At 38.9% G+C, this 23,440-nt stretch carries 20 protein-coding genes; 2 read left to right on the top strand and 18 right to left on the bottom strand.

Annotated features, from left to right (window positions below):
• Positions 1–172 precede the first annotated feature (172 nt).
• From NAG76_13270 to NAG76_13195, 16 genes are all read right to left on the bottom strand, one after another.
• Complete coding sequence (locus NAG76_13270; GenBank protein URN92814.1) at positions 173–946, bottom strand: SDR family oxidoreductase; 774 nt, start codon at positions 944–946, stop codon at positions 173–175.
• A 161-nt stretch (positions 947–1,107) separates the two neighbouring features.
• Positions 1,108–1,566: a chemotaxis protein CheX gene (locus NAG76_13265; protein ID URN92813.1), complete on the bottom strand. Its 459-nt coding sequence runs from the start codon at positions 1,564–1,566 to the stop codon at positions 1,108–1,110.
• Between the two features lie 545 nt (positions 1,567–2,111).
• Positions 2,112–3,005 carry a 5'-3' exonuclease gene (locus tag NAG76_13260; protein ID URN92812.1) on the bottom strand — a complete coding sequence of 298 codons (894 nt, stop codon included), beginning with the start codon at positions 3,003–3,005 and terminating at the stop codon, positions 2,112–2,114.
• Positions 3,006–3,207: 202 nt separating this feature from the next.
• Complete coding sequence (locus NAG76_13255) at positions 3,208–4,428, bottom strand: aminotransferase class I/II-fold pyridoxal phosphate-dependent enzyme (protein URN92811.1); 1,221 nt, start codon at positions 4,426–4,428, stop codon at positions 3,208–3,210.
• Positions 4,428–4,796 carry an arsenate reductase family protein gene (locus tag NAG76_13250; GenBank protein ID URN92810.1) on the bottom strand — a complete coding sequence of 123 codons (369 nt, stop codon included), beginning with the start codon at positions 4,794–4,796 and terminating at the stop codon, positions 4,428–4,430. The genes NAG76_13255 and NAG76_13250 overlap by 1 nt, the downstream gene beginning before the upstream one ends.
• A complete protein-coding gene (locus NAG76_13245) occupies positions 4,793–5,884 on the bottom strand; it encodes an RluA family pseudouridine synthase (protein ID URN92809.1) in 1,092 nt (363 codons plus the stop codon). Before NAG76_13245 ends, NAG76_13250 begins: the two co-directional genes overlap by 4 nt.
• Entirely contained in the window at positions 5,884–6,456 is a 573-nt protein-coding gene (locus NAG76_13240; protein ID URN92808.1) for a cob(I)yrinic acid a,c-diamide adenosyltransferase, read from the bottom strand. The genes NAG76_13245 and NAG76_13240 overlap by 1 nt, the downstream gene beginning before the upstream one ends.
• A 457-nt stretch (positions 6,457–6,913) precedes the next feature.
• Positions 6,914–8,074, bottom strand: coding sequence for an aminotransferase class I/II-fold pyridoxal phosphate-dependent enzyme (locus NAG76_13235; protein ID URN96837.1), 1,161 nt, complete (start codon positions 8,072–8,074; stop codon positions 6,914–6,916).
• Positions 8,075–8,139: 65 nt separating this feature from the next.
• Positions 8,140–8,631 (bottom strand): Lrp/AsnC family transcriptional regulator, encoded by a 492-nt coding sequence (locus NAG76_13230; protein ID URN96836.1) that lies wholly within the window; start codon positions 8,629–8,631, stop codon positions 8,140–8,142.
• Positions 8,632–8,788: 157 nt separating this feature from the next.
• On the bottom strand, positions 8,789–9,148 hold the full coding sequence (locus NAG76_13225; protein ID URN92807.1) for a spore coat protein: 360 nt from the start codon (positions 9,146–9,148) through the stop codon (positions 8,789–8,791).
• A gap of 40 nt (positions 9,149–9,188) precedes the next feature.
• The gene (locus NAG76_13220; protein ID URN92806.1) at positions 9,189–9,407 is read right to left on the bottom strand and encodes a hypothetical protein; all 219 of its coding nucleotides are present in this window, start codon (positions 9,405–9,407) and stop codon (positions 9,189–9,191) included.
• Between the two features lie 803 nt (positions 9,408–10,210).
• A complete protein-coding gene (gene cysK, locus NAG76_13215; protein ID URN92805.1) occupies positions 10,211–11,128 on the bottom strand; it encodes a cysteine synthase A in 918 nt (305 codons plus the stop codon).
• 76 nt (positions 11,129–11,204) lie between these two features.
• Positions 11,205–12,422: an MFS transporter gene (locus NAG76_13210; GenBank protein ID URN92804.1), complete on the bottom strand. Its 1,218-nt coding sequence runs from the start codon at positions 12,420–12,422 to the stop codon at positions 11,205–11,207.
• 97 nt (positions 12,423–12,519) lie between these two features.
• The gene (locus tag NAG76_13205) at positions 12,520–13,017 is read right to left on the bottom strand and encodes a hypothetical protein (protein URN92803.1); all 498 of its coding nucleotides are present in this window, start codon (positions 13,015–13,017) and stop codon (positions 12,520–12,522) included.
• A gap of 128 nt (positions 13,018–13,145) precedes the next feature.
• A complete protein-coding gene (locus tag NAG76_13200; GenBank protein URN92802.1) occupies positions 13,146–13,568 on the bottom strand; it encodes a DUF350 domain-containing protein in 423 nt (140 codons plus the stop codon).
• Between the two features lie 765 nt (positions 13,569–14,333).
• The gene (locus tag NAG76_13195; GenBank protein URN92801.1) at positions 14,334–16,694 is read right to left on the bottom strand and encodes an endonuclease MutS2; all 2,361 of its coding nucleotides are present in this window, start codon (positions 16,692–16,694) and stop codon (positions 14,334–14,336) included.
• 210 nt (positions 16,695–16,904) lie between these two features.
• Here NAG76_13195 and NAG76_13190 point away from each other — a divergent pair, with 210 nt between their 5' ends.
• Together NAG76_13190 and NAG76_13185 are read left to right on the top strand one after the other, a co-directional pair.
• Positions 16,905–17,264, top strand: a complete 360-nt coding sequence (locus tag NAG76_13190) for a phage holin family protein (GenBank protein ID URN92800.1) — start codon at positions 16,905–16,907, stop codon at positions 17,262–17,264.
• A 158-nt stretch (positions 17,265–17,422) separates the two neighbouring features.
• Positions 17,423–17,818 (top strand): cytochrome C oxidase subunit II, encoded by a 396-nt coding sequence (locus tag NAG76_13185; GenBank protein URN92799.1) that lies wholly within the window; start codon positions 17,423–17,425, stop codon positions 17,816–17,818.
• 133 nt (positions 17,819–17,951) lie between these two features.
• Here NAG76_13185 and zapA read toward each other — a convergent pair whose 3' ends face one another.
• On the bottom strand, positions 17,952–20,867 hold the full coding sequence (zapA, locus tag NAG76_13180; protein URN92798.1) for a cell division protein ZapA: 2,916 nt from the start codon (positions 20,865–20,867) through the stop codon (positions 17,952–17,954).
• 106 nt (positions 20,868–20,973) lie between these two features.
• Positions 20,974–23,415 carry a phenylalanine--tRNA ligase subunit beta gene (pheT, locus tag NAG76_13175; GenBank protein URN92797.1) on the bottom strand — a complete coding sequence of 814 codons (2,442 nt, stop codon included), beginning with the start codon at positions 23,413–23,415 and terminating at the stop codon, positions 20,974–20,976.
• Positions 23,416–23,440 lie beyond the last annotated feature (25 nt).

Below are 23,440 nucleotides of genomic sequence, written 5' to 3'. Positions count from 1 at the left end.
AAAGTGGGATTTCAGAACCGAGCAGTTGAGACGCTACTTGAGAAAGGCGGAAGCGCAAGTGTACATGATTACGTACACGCGAACCGTACTTTCCAAGTTCGTTTCAAATGAGATGCCGAGTACGCTGCGTTAGCAACCTCATCGTTATCAAAGCCCACTTTTTGAACTACCTTTACTTTTTGTTTAACCACTTGCCTGCTACTTTGTCGATCCACCTAGGACAAAGTTGATACAACTTCAATCCAAATGCAGCAGTTCGTGGTAAGCTCAGCTCGGCACGTTGCGTGAGTAGAAGCTTAATTATTTGCTTAACGACATATTCAGGTTGCATAATAAACCACGATATATTTTTAACGTAATTTCCATCTGGATCAGCAATTTGGAAAAACTCAGTATTAATTGGGCCAGGATTAACTGCGGAAACTTTGATTGGTCTACCTCGGAGTTCCATTCGTAATGAGTTAGTAAAACCTAGTAACGCATGCTTAGTTGCTGCATAGGAGGTTGATTTGGCATTTCCAATCATACCTGCTAATGATGCTATATTAACAATATGCCCGCTACCCGCTCGTTCCATAATCGGAAGCACAGCTTTTGTGCAACGAACGACACCCATATAGTTTGTATCCATCATCTGTTCATACTCTTCAACTGATAACTTTTCAATTGAATCAAATTTTCCATAGCCTGCATTATTTATTAATATGTCAATTTTGCCATAAGTAGCAACAATCTGTTCTACTGTGGACTCAACATCCGCTAGATTCTGTACATCCATAACATAGATTGCAGCTTCCCCTGTTATTTTATCTAACGTTTGAGTTAATCGTTGCTCATTTCTTCCTGTTAGTATCGTAACTGCACCTAGTGCAGATACTTCTTGCGCTAGAAGAGAACCAATGCCACTTGATGCACCAGTAATGAGAATTACTTTATCATTAAACACCTATATCACCCAACAACAGTGTACTTCATAATAATTGATAAAGCAAAATAGAAAACTACTAGATTGCTATTTTCGTATAGACTTTTTGTAGCATTAGATATTTTATGCGCTAAAAGCATCGTGAGCATGAAAAAAGCTCCCTCTCAGGGAGCCAGTATATATTATTGTACTAAAACTTGAATATCCAATTCTCCAATACCTTCAATGATTAAAGGTACCGTTAAAGCTTTAGATCCACCTAGTCCAGCTGCTTGTGCCATTTCAACAATTCGTGGAGGAGTAATATCTACTGACATTCCCTGATTGGATAAAATAGTACTGGCATTTCCACTAATCATATTACTTAGTTCTGAAATTGCACTTCTTCCCATTTCATCAAGTTCTGATATCGCGTAGCCGCCCATCATTGCGGAGATCATCTTTAAGGCAACATCTTCTTGTAGTCCAAATATAATATTACCATTCATTTGTCCATTTAGTCCGATATGAATCCAAATATACTCTTCTACAAACTTAATATCTTTAATAGATACTTGTCCAGTTGAAGGGCGTACTTGTATCACTTGTTCAATAACCATTTTGGCTGAATCTAGAAACGGGTTAATATATTCTACCTTCACTATTAAGTCGCTCCCCTCTGTATGAAATATCTCAAGTGGTTAACTATTGCTTATTATACAAGATCATCTAGGTCAAGTATACTAAAATTTCACAACTTTACTACTAGAGTTCATTCCCTAACCGCTACGCCTTTACACCTAAGTGCCTAATTTAACTCAATTTGTAACGTGATGTTCGTCACACGTTATACAATTAACTACATTTACTGCTTTTTATCGCAGTTTCCCCACGAAAAAAGATATACCATTATACCTACGATCGAAATATCTTTTACTAACAAAAAAAGCAATGGACAATTTTCTCCATTGCTTAATCTATTACTATTTCTTCGTGATCACTGTCTTATATTTTAACACCCAATCTTTCAATGATAATTAAAATATTGGGCAGTCAGCACCAAGAAAATGCCACGAAGCTAGAGACGCGAGAAGCACAGTGTACGTTGTTGGTACACGAGCATCGCAGCTACCGATGAATGGCATTTTCGCTGTCGATTACGCTACGTAGCGTCTCTTCGTGATCACTGTCTTATATTTTAATACCATTACACTACAGCTAATGTAACGCCGTCTACCAATTTCGCTAGACTACCAAACTCTAATTCTTCGAATTTGTTGTAGACGTTTTGCTTATCAAAACACCAAACACATTGTTGTTCCACTAATGGTTCAAGCGGTGCCTCACAGTGAATTGTTGCTAATTGACGAGACAAATGAAGCATTTCCAGATCCGCTTCTATTTTACGACTAATCGTTGCAGAAACTTTATCTAATGAAAGCAATAATTGATCAATAGACCCAAACTCCTGAATTAACTTATGAGCGGTCTTTTCACCAATACCTTTAACCCCAGGATAATTATCTGCAGTATCACCCATTAATCCTTTAACATCAATAATTTGTGCAGGAGTTAATTGCTTCTCTTCTAGCAAGCTATTAACGGTATACAGTTGATAATTACCGATACCTTTTTTCATTATCGCAACATAAACTGACTCGTCGATCAATTGCAACATATCATGATCGCCAGTAACGATAATGACTTCATTTTCTTGTCCAAGCGTTTTAGCTAATGTACCTATGCAATCATCAGCTTCATATCCTTGAATACCGATGTTAGGGACGTCAAAACTACTTACAACTTCTTTAACAAGATCAAATTGTGGAATTAGATCCTCAGGAGCTGACGGACGATTCCCTTTATATTCACTATATTGTTCACTACGGAAGGTTTTTGAACCCATATCCCAGCAACATATTACATGTGTTGGCTCATAAGTTTGAATCGCATCTAGAAAATATCGAACAAATCCATGAACACCGTTAACTGGCACTCCTTGACTTGTTCTTCTTATTTTTCCTGTAAATGATGTTGCGAAATAGGCACGAAATAATATAGCCATTCCATCAATAATCAAATATTTTTGTTTCTGTGGCATAGTACAACCTCTTTCTATTGTGTATTTCAATAAAAGTTCAAATCGTTGGCTTGTCAGTACCAAGAAGATGCCATGAAGCTAGGGAAGTGAGTATCGCAACGTACGTTATTGGTACGTGAGAAACACAGCAACCGTGAATGGCATCTTCGACGTCGAATTCACTACGAAGCTTTGCATCGTAATCACAAGCCTACGATTTGAACTACATTTTCTGTTGTATAAATTGACCTAATCTAGTTGCAGCTTCCACTAAGCGCGCTTCATTCTCCACTAAAGCAATTCTAACATAGCCCTCACCTTGAGTGCCAAAGGCATCTCCTGGAATAACGACAACTCCAGTTTCTGCTAGTAGTTGCTTGGCAAAGCGACGTGAGTTCCAGCTCTGTTTCGTAAGATCACCATTAGCAAGAGGTGGTAACTTTGCCCACACAAACATCGTAGCTTGAGGCGAAATTACTTCCCAACCCGCTACATGTAGAGCGCTTATAAACTGATCTCTTCTTTGTTGATACACTTCGCCTGAACGAACAAAGTCATCACTATACATCGCTTCATCTAGCGCGACAATTCCTGCTTCTTGCACTGGATCGAATACACCATAATCAATATTAGACTTCAATTCTGTTAATGCACCTACAACATCTGCATTTCCAACCATAAATCCAATTCGACAACCTGCCATATTGAAACTTTTCGATAAAGAGTGGAATTCCACAGCAATATCTTTAGCCCCATCTATTTGCAAAATACTAGGAGCCATAAAGCCATCATAACCCATTTCAGAGTAAGCAAGATCATGAACAACGAGTACATTATGTTTCTTAGCGAATGTTACTAATGATTCGTAAAATGCAAGATTAGCTACCGCTGTAATGGGATTGTTAGGGTAATTCAATAAAATAAAGGAAGCACGATCCAAAACATCTTGCGGAATACTCTCAAGCTGTGGAAGATACTGATGTTCTTCAACTAATGGAATGAAATAAGGTTCTACACCAGCTAAAGCAAGTGAAGCTGTATATATCGGATATCCTGGATCTGGCACGATAGCAATAGAACCTCTTGGTGCAATTGCCATCGCGAGATGAGCTAGTCCATCTTGTGACCCTGCAATGGTACATATCTCATTTGTTGCATCGAGCGTTACACCAAAACGATGCTTCATCCATTCTGCTGCTTTTTCGCGGAAAGGTAATCCCGTCTTTAACGCTGGATAGGCATACATATCCTCTTGCAATGCGAATTGTGATAATGCTTCGCGAACTTTCAGTGAGGGAGCTCGATCAGGACTACCAATACCAAGATCAATGACATCAATTCCTTGAGTTACTGCCTCACGCTTCCAGGCAGCTACTTCTGCAAAAATAGACGAACCTAATTGTGATAATAATGGTGCTTTTCTACTCGTTACTTCTTTGCCCATTATTTCGTGCTCCAAACTTCTTGATATTGCTCTTCTTTATAACCAATTGTAACTTTTTGACCATCTGTGACAATCGGTCGTTTAATTAGCATACCGTTTGAAGCTAGAAGAGATAGTTTTTCTTCTTCACTTAACAATGGTAGCTTGTCTTTCAATCCTTGCTCACGATATACATCACCAGAAGTATTGAAAAACTTCTTCAGTTCGACACCACTAATTTCAAGCAATTGTTTCAATTCTGCTACGGTAGGTGGAGACTCTACAATATGTCGTTGCTCTAGTTCTCTACCTAGTGATTTCAAAGATTTCACTGCGCTGCGGCAAGTACCGCATTTGGGATATTCATAAATCGTTAATTGCTGAGTCATATTACTTCCCCTTTTCGCATCATAGTATTGAACGGTTCAAAGTCTGCCGGCATAGGTGCCGTCCATTCCATATACTGTTTCGTTATCGGATGGGTAAATGCTAACTTTTCTGCATGTAATGCATGTCTAGTTATGAGTTGTTCAATCTTCTCTTGTTGCATACTACTGTTGTAATAAAATTTATCTCCAATTAGTGGATGTCCTACGCTACTCATATGAACTCGGATTTGATGAGTTCTACCTGTAAACAGCTTCAATCGAACAAGTGAAACTACGTCACTCTGATTATTGTCGTCATCCAAACTTCCCGACAGCGCAGGAAGCATTTGAAAGCTTTCTAAGACAGTATATTGCGTCTGAGATGGATAACCGCAACCATCGCTGCAAACCACCCTCAGATGAGGCTGTTCTGTATCACGATCAATTGGCGCATCAATCAAGGCAGTTTCTGGAGAAGGTCTACCATAAACAAAGGCAATATATTGTTTGTCGAAGTCATCTTGCTGCATTTGTTCGGAAAGTTGCTGATGAATATACCCATTTTTCGCTATAGCGACAATACCCGATGTCTCTTCATCTAATCGATGAATTGGTCTAAAACGATAACGTTCACCTTTACTTTTCCAATAATGAACAACTCCATTAGCTAATGTATTCGTATAATGTCCATGCGTCGGATGAACAACGATTCCAGCAGGTTTATTGACAATAAGTAAGTAATCATCTTCATAAATGATTCCCAATGGCATCTGCTGAGGTAAAATATCAGTAGATTCTTCACGAAGCATTCTTAACCTTACGATTTCTCCTCTTTGGACAGGTGCCGAAACATAGACTCTTTCTTCATTAATGGTTAAGCCATGTTCCGTGAGTCTAGCTTGCCCAAGTAACTTTCCTGAGACATTATAATATTTCCCCAGTACATCACGAACCGTTTTACCAGCTTCCTCCTCACTAACAACAACAGTTAGAGGCGCATAATATTGTTCTAAAAGTTCCATATTTTCCGTTGTTCCATAAACAACTGAGGGGGCTGCATCGTCAGTAAGATGCTTTACTACACGCCCTGACCATCTAGGTGTTGTCATTATTTTTTCTTCCCTTGAAATACATTTGCGCTACGTATATATTCAGTATCTTCAGCTCCACATTGCACATTAGCAATTCTTGCTGCAGCGAAGAAATAATCTGACAAGCGATTCAGATAAGCAAGAGCTTGCTCATTAATCTCACATCGCTCTGCTAATGCTACAACACGTCGTTCTGCTCGTCTACATACCGTTCTACAGATGTGTAACGTTGCTGACAGCTCAGAGCCTCCTGGCAAGATGAACTTCGTTAATGCGGGAGCTGCTTCACTATGAGCATCGATCCATTGTTCTAGTCGTTCTATCGGTTCAGTGGTCATCTTGTATGTTTGACCATCTACTGCATAAGCAAGATCAGAACCCGTATCAAATAATTCTTGCATAATCTCATATAGTTCTATACTTAAAGCTTGTGTAGGCTCGAAGATTTTAGCTTGTGCAGCTGCTAAACCTACAAAACTATTTAATTCATCAATGGTACCATAAGCTTCAACCTTAGCATCGGTTTTCGACACTCGTCCACCGATCAAGCTCGTCATACCTTTGTCTCCACCTCTAGTGTATAGCTTCATATGACCCCTCCTACAACTTTTCATGATAACTTCTTGTTATACTTCTTGCGAATGAAAAGTTACTTCGAAAGCATTCACTTAACTTTTCATGATAACTTCTTGTTATACTTCTTGCGAATGAAAAGTTACTTCGAAAGCATTCACTTAACTTTTCATGATAACTTCTTGTTATACTTCTTGCGAATGAAAAGTGACTTCGAAAGCATTCACTTAACTTTTCATGATACTTCTTGTTATACTTCTTGCGAATGAAAAGTCACTTCGAAAGCATTCACTTAACTTTTCATGATACTTCCTATTATACGTCCTGCAAGTAAAAAGTCACTTCGAAAGCATTCACTTAACTTTTCATGATACTTCTTGTTATATTACCACAGATTAAAGTTGCTACTGAAAATATCCCCTCACAAAATAATAGGCTCGACATATATGTCGAGCCTACTTGTGAATTTAGCTATTACTTCAGTTTGTGTACAAAATTCCCAATGCGATCAATCGCTTCCGTTAACGAAGCAACCGAAGTTGCATAGGAACAACGAAGGTGACCTTCACCACCGAGACCGAATACATCACCCGGAACAGCAGCCACATTTGCTTCTTCAAGTAACCGTTGTGCAAATTGTTCACTAGTTAATCCTGTTGAAGCGATGGACGGGAATGCATAAAACGCTCCTTGAGGTTCATGACATTGAAGTCCAATTTCACGGAATCCTTGCACAACAAGACGTCGACGCTGATTGTATGACTCTATCATCTTATCTTTTTCTTCAAGTCCATTAGTTAAAGCTTCAATTGCAGCAAATTGTGACATTACTGGTGCACACATTACAGTATACTGATGAATTTTTAGCATTGCGGAAATAATATCTGAATGACCACAAGCATAACCAATTCGCCAGCCAGTCATTGCAAATGCTTTAGCAAATCCACTTACAAGAATTGTACGATCCTTCATTCCAGGGATCGATGCAAAACTGACATGCTTCGTACCATATGTTAATTCAGCGTAAATTTCATCACTTATAACGATAAGATCGTTCTCTTCAACTACTTTCGCAATTGGAAGCCAATCTTCATAAGTCATAATTCCACCCGTTGGGTTACTTGGATAACAAAGAATTAGAACTTTTGATTTTGGAGTAATTGATTTCCTCAAAGACTCTGCTGTCAATTTGAATTGATCCTTTGCAAAAGTTTCGATTCCTACGGAAACTCCGCCGCTAAGAACAGTAATTGGAGAATATGAAATATAGCATGGTTCAGGAATTAAAATCTCATCACCAGGCGAAATCAATGTACGAAGCGCAAGATCGATAGCTTCACTACCACCTACAGTAACTAAAATCTCATCTGCTGGATTATATTCCACTTGAAAACTATTATCTAAATAAGTGCCGATTGCATCTCTTAGCTCTGGCATACCAGCATTTGAAGAATATTGAGTTTTGCCTCTTTCTAAAGACATCACTGCTGCTTCACGAACATGCCAAGGTGTTACAAAATCGGGTTCTCCTACACCAAGTGTAATTACATCCTTACGAGTACTAACAAGATCAAAAAATCGACGAATACCTGAAGGTTTAATATCTCTTACTGCTGGATTCAAGAAATCTTTCATTGATCGAGCTTGCACTGGTAGGGATGATACTTGCGATGCTTCGTTTGTCATCACATTCACCCTTCTTATGGGGATACCATCATACGATGATCACTTTCATGCTCTTCGAAGATAATGCCATCCTGTTTATATTTTTTAAGTACAAAGTATGTTTTAGTAGATAAGACTGCTTCAATTGTAGATAATTTATTAGAAACGAAGGAAGCAACTTCCTTCAAACTATTTCCTTCAATCTCAACTTGTAAATCATAAGCGCCTGACATAAGATACAGCGACTTAACTTCAGGATACAAGTATATCGTTTCTGCGATACGATCAAAGCCACGTCCACGCTCAGGTGTAATTTGCACTTCGATTAAAGCCGTAACTTTCTCGTCATGCATTTTACTCCAATTTACAATCGTAGCATACTTCACGATGATATGATTTTGTTCAAGTGTGGCGACTGCGTCACGAACTTCCTCTACGGCGACACCAAGCATGGTGGCGATTAATTCCGGTTTAATTCTGGCGTCCTCTTGCAAAAGCTCAAGCACTTTTAATTGAAATTCACTAATTCCTATCATGACTTTACTCCTTCCCACTTCCTGTGGTGTATAGCAACAAAGCTATGTACGTTATTTTACACCGAATAGATACGTTCTGCAAAGATAAAAAAGACCCTATTAGGGTCTTTTTTACTGCAAATCGTATTATGATGCCATTTTCGTGCAATTAATGCAATGAAGTGTACAATGGCGCCGTCTGATGTTGATTATCTAGGTTATTCTGTTGCAGCCAGCTTTGTGTTTGCTGTTGTTGAGTAGCATATGATCGAAGCTGCTTGTCTAATTCCTTTTTAGGAGCGACTGAAGGCGCTTGATACATATTTACTTGAGACATTACAGTGTATAGTTGACCCTGCATCGTTAGTGTCTTATTTAGGAGATCAGTAAACATCTGTCTAATTGTCGGACAATTTGATTCCGTTGCTGCAGTAGCGTATTCACGTACTACCCTCTTAAGATCAGCAAGTACTGTTCCTGCCAGATCTTCCTCAGTTAACGTACATTTTTGACTGGTATTCGTAGTCATTGAATTCCCTCCGTTACATCATGAATGTTTGAAATGAAAATTAATTCATACCCATAGGTGCTACTGCCTGATGCTGCTCAATTGATTTCATCAACGTGTTGTAATTATCTTGATGAGTTTGCACCATCGCTTCACAACAACTTTTTAAGGCCGGGTGGGTTGCAGCTGCAACAACTGCAGCACATTGACGTAACAACAAATCCTCATTCGAGATAGAGTCAATCACATACTCAAGTTCTTTGCTTGACATTGGTTGCATTCGTTCATCCTCCTAACATAATCACAAATAACTGCAATCTTAGCATGAGCTAATATGCTGTCTGCTATACGATCTAAAAATTGGAGAAAATCGAGCGTTACTTTAGGGAGGAGGAAACGTAAGTGTACGTTATTGGTACACGCGTGCCGGACTTCCAAAATTCGCTTCATATTCGATGTCGAATAAGCTACATTAGCACAATCATCGTTATCTAAGTCAGCTTTTGAACTACCTCTTCCAATAAAAGTTCAATAAGCGAACTTTCAGAATCGAGAAGATGAGGCGCTACTTTTGGGAGGAGGAAACGCAAGTGTACGTTATTGGTACACGCGGACCGGACTTCCAAAGTTCGCTTCATATTCGATGTCGAATAAGCTACATTAGCACAATCATCGTTATCAAAGTCAGCTTTTTGAACTACCTCTTCCAATAAAAGTTCAATAAGCGAACTTTCAGAATCGAGAAGATGAGGCGTTACTTTAGGGAGGAGGAAACGCAAGTGTAGGTTATTGGTACACGCGGACCGGACTTCCAAAGTTCGCTTCATATTCGATGTCGAATAAGCTACATTAGCACAATCATCGTTATCAAAGTCCGCCTTTTGAACTACCTCTTAAAATGAAGGTTTAAAACATTCGCTAGTCAACACCAAGAAGATGCCCCACAACGGAAACGAGTAGCAAAGTGTACGTTATTGGTACACGAGCACACACAGGCTTTCGATGGGGGCATATTCGATGCCGACTATGCTACGTTAGCATGTACATCGTGATCACGAGTGGATGTTTTGAACTACCTCTAAGTTAGAATAGATCCATACTGAGGTAACGCTCACCAGTATCCGGCGCAATACACAACACTCGTTTACCGGTTCCTAATTTTCGTGCAATTTGCATAGCTGCCCATACGGTTGCACCTGATGATGGTCCTACAAGAATACCCTCTTGCTGTGCAAGCAACTTCATAGTATGGATGGCGTCTTCATCAGCAACTTGAATAATCTCATCATAAATTGATGTATTCAAAATAGCAGGTATAAATCCAGGGCTTGTTCCAACCAGCTTATGCGATCCCGGTTGACCTCCTGACAGAACAGGTGAACCTTTAGGCTCCACGACAGCTATATGAATATGTGGTAATTTTTGTTTAAGTACTTCACTCGTTCCAGTAATTGTACCTCCTGTTCCAGCAGAAGCTACAAATGCATCTAATTCCCCTTGCGTCTGCTCGATAATTTCTAGAGCCGTCGTTTTACGGTGTATATCGGGATTTGCTTGATTTTCAAATTGATTAGGGATAAAAGAGTTCGGTATACTTTTCTGTAGATCTAACGCTTTTGCAAGTGCCCCAGACATTCGATTAGCAGATGGTGTTAGCACAACTTCGGCTCCATAAGCTTTCAGCATCCCAATCCGTTCTTTAGTCATATTGTCAGGCATAACGAGTATGATACGATATCCTTTTGCTGCTGCGTTCATCGCAAGACCAATCCCTGTATTTCCACTGGTCGGTTCAATAATTGTAGCTCCAGGCTGTAGTGTTCCTGCAAGTTCAGCTTGAGCAATTAAGTTATAGGCAGCACGATCTTTAACACTACCACTTGGATTAAAGTATTCTAGCTTTACGATGACCTCTGCACTACCCGCCTCGGCTATTCGATTCAATACAACTGCTGGAGTATCTCCGATTAATTCCATTACACTATTCACTATTTTGGCCATCTTAAATTCCTCCTAAAACTTTTCATTAGTTCTTGGATTTCATCATGGTTATGAAAAGTATCTTCAAAAGCCTATTCTAAACCTTTTCACTAGTTCTTCCGTAATCATCACGGAATAATTTCCGCATCCAAAACCAACCTAGTATCGGTATTGAACCTACAATTAATAACATCCATACCAAACCTTGTTCTGTATTATTCCATTGCAAATAGATAAAGAAAGGAATCAAACCAATGATTCGACCTAATGTTAAAGCGATCTCTCTAAATACAATCAACTCTTCCCGCTTTTCAACTGATTGTTGCGATGCCCCGATCAAATCAAAAATCCTAGAAGTAATAGGTATGATATACAGAGGAAATATCATCGCTGTCCCTATACCAAACCATAATAATGAACGATATTGAATACCACCAAATAACGGAACAATGATTGCCGCTAATGATATCACACCAATGAACATCGACCAAATTCTCCAATTCGGCTTCATATAACGCCCAACAATCCAATAGCTTATTAAAGCTGTAACCGATGCCAATAAACTATACATCCCAACTTTAGCTTCATCGCTAGTCGCAATATACACAACTAATCCAATTAAAAATAGAAATACTCCTTCACGAACACCTTGCGCGACAATAGCAGCAAATGCTCTCCGCCAACTCGTATCTGAACTTTTCATTTGTTTCATTGGATGAGCCCAATCATATTTACCTAAAGCTGGTCTTCTCTTAATAAAAAAGCTTAATGCGCCACAACAAGCAAATATTATTAGTGAACTTGTAAATATGAGCTGATAACCTTTCAAATCTGATAACATACTAATTATAATTCCTGAAGACCACGGAGCAACAATCCCTGCAAATGCGATTAATAATCCTTGCCAACCATTAAATCGATCTCGTGTGTTGGGTTCCGTAATTTCAAAATAGACCACATTATAGGCAATCCAAAAGAGTCCTAAGCCCATACCACTAATAAGCCCAAGTACTATTGGAATATCGCTCGCCCCTTGCTTAACCCACAGCACAATACTATAAAAAACGCCTGAGAGCAGACACCCTGCTCGCAGGCAATTTAATTTATTTCCTTCCTTTACCCATTTACCTGCGAGATAAAACGTTATCCCTCCCGCACTGTACTGTGCAAATGCATAAAGTGCTACGGTAAAGTACGATTGACTTGCTTTCCATAGATATACAGGAACAAACGTGCCTGACAATAAATTAGCAAAGCCAAATGAAGCATAAATCGCAAGTAATATCATTGCTTGCTTGTCTAATAATTTTGCCATCTTATCACTTCCCCTAGAAACAGGATTAAGCTAAATTAGCTCTGTGATAACATACCCTTAGGCTAAAGACGACATACCAGCACGATATTTCCAACTACTAAACTTCTGGCGTTAATGCGTCAAGCAATTGCTTACGATCACGCAAATCAAGATAGCTATCCGTACGATAACAAGAAGGACATACATACCAGATTACTTTAAAAGTTTCGTTCACTAAAGGCATACCGTTAATTGGTGAAACTTTTGATTCAAATTGTCCATTCTCACCAACAACTTGTAAACCCGCTTCCACCATATATGAACGACAATTAATACATTCTGGCATCTCAAATTGCTCATTAAGAATACTTTGCAAGGAACTGTTTGCAGCAATTTCACGAGTTGTACGCAAAATCCCGCGGTCATCATCTTCCCATTCTGAGTCATCTTGATCAGCACGCTCATCATCAACATCTTCTTCATCGTCTATATCAACTTCTAATGTTCTGTAACCACTAAGTTCGTTTTCACAGTGTGGGCAATGTTTTTCTGGTCCGATCTCCTTATCCCAAATGATATCTGATTCACACCATGGACATGTTGTTTGTAATTCCATTATTAACTTCCTTTCTAAATACATGAGATGTTATCACATGTTTGCTACATATATAATACCAATAACAAAAAACAAAACTGCAACTATTGCTAATATTCTAGACAATATTTTCATAAGAAACACCTTCTTTAGATAAGAATAGTCGCACCGATTACATAGGATAACGAGACAGAAATAATCATAGCTATCAATCCAACCGCACGATTATCATTAGCGAGTTCCTCATCTATTCTAAATACCGGAGTCAAAAATTCAAATAGGAAATAAGCGACAAGCAAAATGATAAAGCCATAGGTTCCCCAAATTAAATTCTCATAGATTGAGCTATTCATTGAAATAGAAAATCGGAAAATGTTACAAATACCAAAAATTTTCCCTCCTGTTGCCATAGCAACAGCAACATTGCCTCGCTTAATTTCATGCCAGCAACGATATTTCGTTACTAACTCAAACAGTGACAAAAATACAATCAATGTAAGTATCGCCACAGAAACATACACAATTGAGGCTAGATATTCATTTTCTAATAACCAATCAATCTTAGGATTCATCCTATTCTCCTCACTTTACAACATTCTACAATAAACGAACTAGAATCAAGCAAATGGCAAAGCCAGCAATTCTTGAGCACCTAACATCAAGCAGATGGCAAAGTCAGCGATCCTTGAGAACCTAACATCAAGCAGATGGCAAAGCCAGCGATCCTTGAGAACCTAACATCAAGCAGATGGCAAAGCCAGCGATCCTTGAGAACCTAACATCAAGCAGATGGCAAAGCCAGCGATCCTTGAGAACCTAACATCAAGCAGATGGCAAAGCCAGCGATCCTTGAGAACCTAACATCAAGCAGATGGCAAAGCCAGCGATCCTTGAGAACCTAACATCAAGCAGATGGCAAAGCCAGCGATCCTTGAGAACCTAACATCAAGCAGATGGCAAAGCCAGCGATCCTTGAGAACCTAACATCAAGCAGATGGCAAAGCCAGCGATCCTTGAGAACCTAACATCAAGCAGATGGCAAAGCCAGCGATCCTTGAGAACCTAACATCAAGCAGATGGCAAAGCCAGCGATCCTTGCTGAAATCACATTCAAAACGTTCAGAGCATAAACATAATTTTTGTGAACTAACTTCCAATAGAGGTTCAAATCGCTTGCTTGTCAGTACCAAGAAGATGACATGAAGCTAGGAAACGAGTAGCACAGTGTACGTTATTGGTACACGAGCACACGCAGGCTTCCGATGAATGGCATCTTCGATGTCGAATTATCAACTTAGCTGAACATCGTAATCACAAGTGAGAGATTTGAACTACCTCTACTTGAGTTCTGCTACGGTGACTCCGATGCCACCTTCCCCATAATTCCCATTACGATATGCTTTAACATGGCTATGACGGCGTAAATATTCTTGAATTCCGGAACGAAGCACTCCAGTGCCTTTTCCATGAATAATATAAACTTGACCCATACCTGCAAGGAAAGATTCATCTAAGAATCTGTCCACTTCAAAAATAGCTTCCTCTAAAGACTCACCTCGCAAATCAAGCTCCATACGAACAGAATCCTCTTTTGTTCTTTTTAGCGTAGCTACTTGTTTTTGCGGTTGAGCTGGCGTATTAGATTGAGACTGTAACAATTCCAGATCATCTAATTTAACCTTCATCTTCATAATTCCAAGTTGAACAGTAGCTTCTTGACCATGTATTTCAACTACATGCCCTTTAGAATTAAGACTATAAACTTTAACTTCATCGCCAGCATGAATTTTTTGTTTCTTGCCATCACGCGCTGGCTTTTTCTTAACTTTTATTTCTGGTTCTGCTTGATCTAAACGGCGGCGAGCTTCAATAAGCTTATGCTCCTTAATTGACGCCCCTTCTTCCATCGCTAATTTACGAAGATCAGAAATAATTAATTCAGCCTCTTTGCGAGCTTTCACGATTGCAGCGTTCGCTTCGATTTGCGCTTTTGCAAGTAAGTTTTCTTTCTGTTCTTCAAACTTCAATTTATCCTGCTCATGTTTTATACGTAACTGCTCCATCTCAAGTCGCAACTTTTGCGCAGTATCACGATCAGATTCAGCTGATAGTCGATTTTCTTCCAATGAAGCAATCATATTTTCAACTTTCATATCTTCATCGCTAACTTCACCTTTAGCCACATCAATAATAGCCGAAGACAAGCCTAATCGTTCTGCAATTGCAAATGCATTACTTCGACCTGGAACTCCTACAAGTAGACGATATGTAGGGCTTAAAGTAGCAATATCGAATTCCATACTTGCATTAATGACACCTTTTCTGTTAAATGCGTAAGCTTTCAGTTCAGAGTAATGTGTTGTTGCAATTACTCTACATTCCTTAGCATGAATATGTTCTAGTATCGCTATTGCCAATGCTGAACCTTCAGCCGGATCAGTACCCGCTCCAAGCTCATCTAGTAATACTAAGCTTTTGGACGTCATTTCTTGCAAGATCCGAATAATGTTTGTCATGTGACTAGAGAATGTACTCAAACTTTGTTCAATACTTTGCTCATCACCGATATCAGCAAAAATGGCATCAAATACGCAAAGTTGACTTCCATCTTCCGCAGGTACAAACAATCCTGACATTGCCATCAAACTTAGAAGACCAACAGTTTTTAACGCGACGGTTTTACCACCAGTATTAGGTCCTGTCACAATAATAGAATGGTAGTTATTACCAAGCTCAACTTCCAAAGGTACAACTTGACGAGGATCGATTAATGGATGGCGACCCTTTTTAAGCTTAATATATCCACGATCATTCATGCGGGGACGAATAGCTTTCAATATATGTGCATATCTTGCTTTCGCAAATGTGAAATCAAGCTTAGCTATAAGTTGTTGATCATATAGAAAATCTTCTACACAGTCCGCCACTTGAGCGGTAAGTTTTTGTAGTATTTTCTCTATCTCTCTAATTTCTTGTACTCGCATCTCACGAAGTTTATTATTCAACGTTACAATCACTTCAGGTTCAATAAACAAAGTTGCACCCGATCCTGATTGATCATGCACAATTCCACCAAAACTAGAACGATATTCAGATTTTACAGGAATAACAAAACGATCATTACGCAAAGTAATAATTGCTTCCTGCAACATTTTCTGCACGGAAGAAGACCGAATCATATTTTCTAATTTTTCTCTAATTCTACTTTCACCTAGACGAATTTCACGCCGAGCAGTTGCTAATTCAGAACTAGCTTGATCAAGAACTTCACCTTGTTCATTAATACATGTCCAAATTGCTTCTTCAAGCTCACGATGTTCACTTATTAATTCCGTGATGTTCATTAAAGAAGGAACTGAATATTCTTCATTAACAGTTGAAATATGCCTCTTTACACGACGACTTCCTCGTGAAGTTGAAGCAATCTCAATGAGTTCCGCAGCGTTCAAAGTACCGCTAATTCTAGCTCGATGTAGTGATGCGCTTATATTAAAAATACCACCAAATGGAGCAGAACCTTTCAAACGGTCTGCAGCAAATGCTTCATCTGTTAATTGGAGTAAATCTTTAACAATTTCTATATCAGTAGATGGTTCTATTTGTTCAACCATTTCTTTACCAATAGAAGTCGCAGCATGCTCCTTCAATTTATTAATAATTTTTGAATACTCAAGTGTTGTCAAAATTTTGGCGTTCAACGATAACACTCCCTAAACTTGTCATTAGCCTTCGATTTAGCTTCTCAAATATAAAAAGCACAACGACGGCATTCTCTTGCATTACTTATTATAGCTTAAAGTTGTATTTCTTGTACTACCTCATACATATTATTTTGTAATATGGCAACACTTAATAGTGAATCGTAGTACATGCATCATCATTTACAATCTCTACATGGAGGAATGAAAATGAATTTTTTAGGACATGTTGTAAGATTTATTGTCTCTGCTTTAGTGTTAATGGTGGTTAGCTGGATCGTCCCACAATTTGCAGTAGGCGGTTTCTGGAGCGCATTGTTATTAGCACTCGTCATTGCTGCACTAGGTTGGATTGTAGAAGGAGTTTTTGGAAAAAAAGTTACCCCATTTGGCAGAGGTATTGTTGGCTTTCTAATAAGTGCGCTTGTTATTTGGATAGCTCAATTTATTATCGGTGGAGTGAGCGTTACAATCCTGGGAGCTCTTCTTGCAGCGCTTGTTATCGGTATCGTCGACTTGTTCATACCGATCGGTAATCCTTATGAAGCTGGCGAACGTCATAAATCATAACTTTACTATAGGTCCTTCATCATAGATGAAGGACCTATAGTATGTTTAATTCGAAAAGAACTATTATATTGTCATCAGGTTGTCACGTTAACTAATACATTGCATCCTAATATTGGTATATAATCAATATAATTATTACATTCAAAGGGGTAAACGTCATGAAAAAATGGTTAGTTTTAGCATTGGTTTCAGCATTAATGGTTGTATTGATGGCTTGCGGCTCCACTTCAAACAGTAATGGATCAGCCGCTCCCGCTGCGCCAATAAAAGTAAGTGAAGATGAAATTGCAACTGGCTCACTTGTTATTACAGCTTCTGACTGGAAATTTGATAAAGAGTATTATGCCATTCGCGCAGGAGAGTCCGTAGAATTAACTGTTGATTCAATTAGTGGTGTTCACGGTGTTGAAATCTTAGACACAGAATACAATAACATTATCAACAATAAAACAACGACTGTTACAATTACGGAACCTGGAACTTATAATATCCGTTGTTCTGTTCCTTGCGGTAGTGGTCACCGTACGATGACTACAAAGCTTGTTGTAGTGTAGTTTAAATGATTACTGTAGAAGCCTCATCTTCCTCTATGTGAAAATGAGGCTTTTCTTCATCTAATTGTTTCATGAAAAAGCCTAAGTAGCACTTAATTGTGCTACTTAGGCTTTTTCCACATCATATCATAAATTAACTTTGTTCAATTAATTCAATCCATTCATTGTACTCAGTTTGTAGCTTAGAATATTCCCGTTTTAATTTTTCATGTACACCAGTTAATTGCTCCAGTTGTTGTTCAACTAACTCTAATTGTTCTAATGATTGATCTTCTATCATTCGAGAGGCAGCCACCTCTTGTAACTCAAGTTGTTCTTCATATCGTGCTGCTTGAGTTTGGAATTGATCCGCATGAATTCGTAATTCGGTGAGTTCGGACTCTAATTTAGTTAATTGTTGTTGTAATTGACGTTCCGCTTCACTTTGACTAGCTAATTGTTTTTCTAGTGCTTTTACATTTTCCTCAGTAATTGACATTTTATTGGTTGCTAGTCTTTCTTTTGTTGCTGCTAGTTCCAAATACTCCAGCAATTGTTCAGACTTAGCAGTATCCTGTTGATATTTAAGTTCAAGTTCAGCATATCTCTCAGTTACTTTATCATAATTGGACTGCAGATCCACTAATTGCTGCTCAAGCTGTTTGACTTTCGGAAGCAACACATCTTCTTCAGACTTCACGCTTGCTAGTTCTTGTTCTAGTTCGCTGCGGTACGCTACTTCTTCTGCATTCGCAGACTTCACCCTTGCTAGTTCTTGTTCTAGTTCGCTACGGTACGCTACTTCTTCTGCATTCGCAGACTTTATACTTGCTAGTTCTTGTTCTAGCTCACTGCGGTACGCTACTTCTTCTGCATTCGCAGACTTCATACTTGCTAGTTCTTGTTCTAGCTCACTGCGGTACGCTACTTCTTCTGCATTCGCAGACTTCATACTTGCTAGTTCTTGTTCTAGCTCATTGAGGTACGCTACTTCTTCTGCATTCGCAGACTTCATACTTTCTAGTTCTTGTTCTAGCTCACTGCGGTACGCTACTTCTTCTGCATTCGCAGATTTCAAGCTTGCTAGTTCATGTTCTAGTTCATTGCGGTACGCTATTTCTTCTTTATTCGCAGATTTCAAGCTTGCTAGTTCTTGTTCTAGTTCATTGCGGTACGCTACTTCTTCTGCATTCGCAGATTTCAGGCTCGCTAGTTCTTGTTCTAATTCATTGCGGTACGCTACTTCTTCCGTATTCGCAGATTTCAGGCTCGCTAGTTCTTGTTCTAATTCATTGCGGTACGCTACTTCTTCGGTATTCGCAGATTTCAAGCTTGCTAGTTCTTGTTCTAGCTCATTGCGGCACGCTATTTCTTCTTCATTCGCAGATTTCAAGCTTGCTAGTTCTTGTTCTAACTCATTGCGGTACGCTACTTCTTCCTTACTCGCAGACTTCATGCTTGCAAGATCTTGCTCTAGTTCTTGAATTAATAATATCGTTAGTTCTTGCTCATTCATCTGCTCTATATTTTGTTTCTTCAATTGTTCTTGTTCTAACTGTAATTGTTCATTAAGCGAACCTAATTGAACTAGCTCAGCAGTAGCATTCTCTAACTGAGTAGACAATTGAATAGATTGAGACGAGCTATCTAATAATTGAGCGGATAATTGATCTCTTTCCGCTACAATGGATTCAATTTTCTCCTCTTGTGCTAATTGTTTTAAGCCTTCTTCAAGTAGTTGCTCGTTTAATCGCTCAATATCACTATGTAGCGCATTTTTTTGTTCTTCTAGCTGTTGCGCTTTTCGTTTATATTCTTCTGTTTGATTATGACTTGAAGTTAAGTATTTCTCTAAGCTAGCAACTTCATTTTGAAGCGTCTCAACTTGAGCTTTTTCCGATGCGACAATTGTTTCAAAATTTTGAGTCGTCTCTTCTAATCGACTCTCAAGTGATGCCATTTCAAGTTGAGCAAGCTCTTGCTCCGAGGATAACTGTTCTGCTAACAATTGCTTAGCATCTTCAATAATTACTCGAGCTCGTTCTGCTTGATCCAATTCGGATCGTAAAACTTCTTCCTGCTCCATCGCAAGTAGAATTTGCTCATCGGCTTGAGCAAGACGTAGCTCAAAACCTTCTTTCTCTGCTTGACTAGTGGCTTGAAGTTCACTCAACTTCTCTGAAAGTTGCTTGCTATCTTTATCCCATTCCGATTGAAGTTCTAGATTACGTCTCTCAAACTCAGTTCGTAATGACTCCAATTCTGCTTCAAGCTGAGCTTTAACAACACTTGCCTGCTCGGCAGACTCTATTAACAACTTTTCAGCAGCTGCTAGCTGTTCATTAAAGTTGGATACAGCAGTCTCTTTTTCATCGATTAGTTGTTTATTTTGAGCTACAAGTTGTTCTGCATCAACTTTTAATTTCGCTAATTCAGTTTCGAATCGACCTTTTTGTTGTAATAATGCCAACTTCTGCTCAAGTACCGCATTTTCCGATAATTCCTGAATTTGCTTATCGTGTTGTTCTTGTAAGGATGTAATATTTTGTTCAAGCTCAAGTTTAATTGCTTCTGACGTCGCGATAATTGACTCTAATTCTGCTAAATGAGCAAGTTGAACTTGTTCCTGTTCTTGTTCAAACGTTGCTTTTAATTGCGTTTGTTGTTCATTGCTTGCGGTTTGTTGCTCTAAAAGTTGCTGGGCATGTAATTGTTTCAAAACAGTGAGTTCTTCATCTGCTTGAACTTTATATTGTTCGTATTGCGCTAACAATTGTTCAATACGCTCTTGTTCTAATTGAAGTTGTTTCTCAGTAATTAGTAAACGTGCTTCCTCAGCTTGAAGTCTACTATTTTCACGACGTACTCGGAAAATTTCCTCTGTAATTTGAACAGCTGCCAAAACAGCTAATTTATGTGTATCAAGAACTGGGTAGCTTTTGGCAAGCTTATGCATGCTCTCATCAATTGATGTCGCTACCATTTTCATATATTCTACGCTTGAATGACCTTTAAGTTTATATTGACTACCAAATATATCAACATGTACTACGATTGTTTCGTTTTCCATGTGTATCAACTCCTAATCCATGAAGTGCAATAAGGCTACGAACGACAAAAAAGCCGCATCTAAGCTCACTTGGAACTTATTCGATGCGGCTTAAGCAGTTTCCTGCCTACTTACGTAATTCTGCCTCAAAAGATTGTTCTAATGTAGCTACAACCTGTTCATGAACAGTACTTACTTCTTCATCTGTTAATGTACGCTCTTTATGACGGTATATTAACGCGATAGCAACACTCTTCTTGTTCACTCCTAGACGCTCACCAGTGAAGATATCAAATACTTGAACAGATTCTAATAATTCACCTGCAGTACTAGAAATAGATGTTAACATATCTCCAACAGCAACATTCTGATCTACGACAACAGCGATATCTCTACTAATTGCTGGATAACGAGGTAGCACTTTGTAGACGATGTCTGAATTTGCAAGATTATAAAGCGGAGCTAGATCAAACTCAACAACGTAAGCATCAGCTAAATCAGAATTACGTTGTAATTCTGGATGCAATTGTCCAACATAACCAAGCACTTCTTTACCATCCGTTGTATTCAATACAATGGCAGCAGTTCTACCTGGATGGAAGTTAGTTGGTTGTGCAGATTCATAGCTAATAAATTCACTAACGCCAAGTGCTGCAGTAATCGTTTCAACAATTCCTTTTGCATCATAGAAGTCATAAGCGACTGCTTTGGAATTCCAACCAGCTAGCGTACGATTTCCTGTTAATAATGCTCCAAAGCGTTGTTTTTCCTCTGGCAACGTCGTTAATACTTCTTCATCACTATGGAACACACTACCGATTTCGAATAATGCTACAGACTCATTTTTACGATTACGGTTATACGTTGTAATATCAATTAATTGAGCAATTAGACTAGTACGCAGTACGCTGCGATCTTCACTCATAGGCATTAATAATTTTATAGCTTTCGTATCACGAGCTAACTCTGGGAATAATTCAGTGTGAGCTGGGCTAGTGAAGGAGTAGCTAACAACTTCAAGCAACCCGGAATCAGAAAGACGTTTACGAAGTTCACGACGAATAGATTGTGCTTTCGTCAGTGAACCAGGAATTACTTCTCCGTAAATTGGTGTTGTTGGGATATTATCGTATCCATACACACGCGCAATTTCTTCAATTAGATCTACATCTAATGTAATATCACCACGACGAGTTGGCACTTGAACGGTATACTGCTCCTCATTTGTAACCTCATAAAGGAAGCCAAGACGATTAAAAATCGTTCTAACTTCAAGTCCAGACAATGAAGTTCCTAGGAAAGCATTGACTTTATCCAGAGTAACCACAATTGAAAGTGGCTGTGCTTCCTTAATTATCGCTTCAACTACTCCATCAAGTACTAATCCTTCACCAAGTTCAGCTATTAATGCTGCTGCACGATCAAGTGCTGGAATAACCCGAGCTGGATCTACTTCTTTTTCAAAACGAAGGCTTGATTCTGAGCGAAGACCAAGTCCGCGCGATGTTTTACGAATTGTGCTACCTGCGAATTTAGCAGACTCAAGTAAAATATTTACCGTGTCAGTAGAAACTTCTGTTGTAGCGCCACCCATAACTCCGGCAAGACCAATTGGCTCTGAACGATCAGCTATAACCAGCATATGAGACTCTAGTTTACGTTCTTGATCATCAAGAGTTACTAGCACTTCTCCCTCTTTCGCTAAACGAACAACAATTTCGCCACCTGGAACTTTATCAGCATCAAAGGCATGAAGTGGTTGACCATATTCCAACATAACAAAGTTCGTAATATCAACGATATTGTTAATTGGACGAACACCAGCTGCAATCAATTTATTCTGTAACCATAATGGAGAAGAAGCTACTTTGACACTTTTAATATATCGTGCAGAATAGTGAGAGCATAGCTCGCTATTTTCAATTGATACTTTAATATGATCAGCAGCTTTATCAGCTGTATCGATAATATTAGATTGTGGAAGTTTCACTTCGCGGCCAGTCAGTGCTGCAACTTCGTAAGCAACACCAATCATACTAAGCGCATCTGAACGGTTTGGTGTAAGATCAAGTTCAAGAACATGATCATTTAGATCTAGAACATCCTCAATAGGTGTTCCAAGTGCAAGAGTAGAAGGTAAGACAAGAATTCCTTCTTGTTGCTCTTTTGGAAGTAGTTTATCATTAACGCCTAATTCTTTCGCAGAACAAATCATCCCCTGTGATTCAACACCACGTAGTTTTGCACGTTTGATCTTGAAATCTCCAGGCATTTTCGCCCCAACTACTGCAACAGGAACATGTTGACCGGCATCTACATTAGATGCACCACATACGATTTGCAATTCTTCCCCTGAGCCTACATCTACTTTACATACATTTAACTTATCTGCATCAGGATGTTTTTCCTTTGATTTCACATAACCAACTACTACACCAGAAACCCCTTGATTTCTAGCTTCAACGATATCAATCTCAATACCGCCGCGCGTCATCATTTCTGCTAATTCAGCAGCCGTTATATTCGATAGATCCACATATTGCTCTAACCATTTATAGGATACTTTCATTATTTTCCGTCCCTTCCTTCACCGA

The organism is Candidatus Pristimantibacillus lignocellulolyticus, assembly GCA_023639215.1.
Lineage (GTDB): Bacteria > Bacillota > Bacilli > Paenibacillales > Paenibacillaceae > Pristimantibacillus > Pristimantibacillus lignocellulolyticus.
The sequence above is the reverse complement of the archived record's forward strand: the minus strand, read 5'-3'. Positions and strand labels throughout refer to the sequence as shown.

Bases quoted from the DNA above. Each gene is read 5' to 3' on its own strand.
- NAG76_13260 (URN92812.1), bottom strand. From the start codon at position 3,005: ATGCCACAGAAACAAAAATATTTGATTATTGATGGAATGGCTATATTA.
- NAG76_13255 (URN92811.1), bottom strand. From the start codon at position 4,428: ATGGGCAAAGAAGTAACGAGTAGAAAAGCACCATTATTATCACAATTA.
- NAG76_13250 (URN92810.1), bottom strand. From the start codon at position 4,796: ATGACTCAGCAATTAACGATTTATGAATATCCCAAATGCGGTACTTGC.
- NAG76_13245 (URN92809.1), bottom strand. From the start codon at position 5,884: ATGACAACACCTAGATGGTCAGGGCGTGTAGTAAAGCATCTTACTGAC.
- NAG76_13240 (URN92808.1), bottom strand. From the start codon at position 6,456: ATGAAGCTATACACTAGAGGTGGAGACAAAGGTATGACGAGCTTGATC.
- NAG76_13235 (URN96837.1), bottom strand. From the start codon at position 8,074: ATGAAAGATTTCTTGAATCCAGCAGTAAGAGATATTAAACCTTCAGGT.
- NAG76_13225 (URN92807.1), bottom strand. From the start codon at position 9,148: ATGACTACGAATACCAGTCAAAAATGTACGTTAACTGAGGAAGATCTG.
- NAG76_13220 (URN92806.1), bottom strand. From the start codon at position 9,407: ATGCAACCAATGTCAAGCAAAGAACTTGAGTATGTGATTGACTCTATC.
- cysK (URN92805.1), bottom strand. From the start codon at position 11,128: ATGGCCAAAATAGTGAATAGTGTAATGGAATTAATCGGAGATACTCCA.
- NAG76_13210 (URN92804.1), bottom strand. From the start codon at position 12,422: ATGGCAAAATTATTAGACAAGCAAGCAATGATATTACTTGCGATTTAT.
- NAG76_13205 (URN92803.1), bottom strand. From the start codon at position 13,017: ATGGAATTACAAACAACATGTCCATGGTGTGAATCAGATATCATTTGG.
- NAG76_13200 (URN92802.1), bottom strand. From the start codon at position 13,568: ATGAATCCTAAGATTGATTGGTTATTAGAAAATGAATATCTAGCCTCA.
- NAG76_13190 (URN92800.1), top strand. From the start codon at position 16,905: ATGAATTTTTTAGGACATGTTGTAAGATTTATTGTCTCTGCTTTAGTG.
- NAG76_13185 (URN92799.1), top strand. From the start codon at position 17,423: ATGAAAAAATGGTTAGTTTTAGCATTGGTTTCAGCATTAATGGTTGTA.
- zapA (URN92798.1), bottom strand. From the start codon at position 20,867: ATGGAAAACGAAACAATCGTAGTACATGTTGATATATTTGGTAGTCAA.
- pheT (URN92797.1), bottom strand. From the start codon at position 23,415: ATGAAAGTATCCTATAAATGGTTAGAGCAATATGTGGATCTATCGAAT.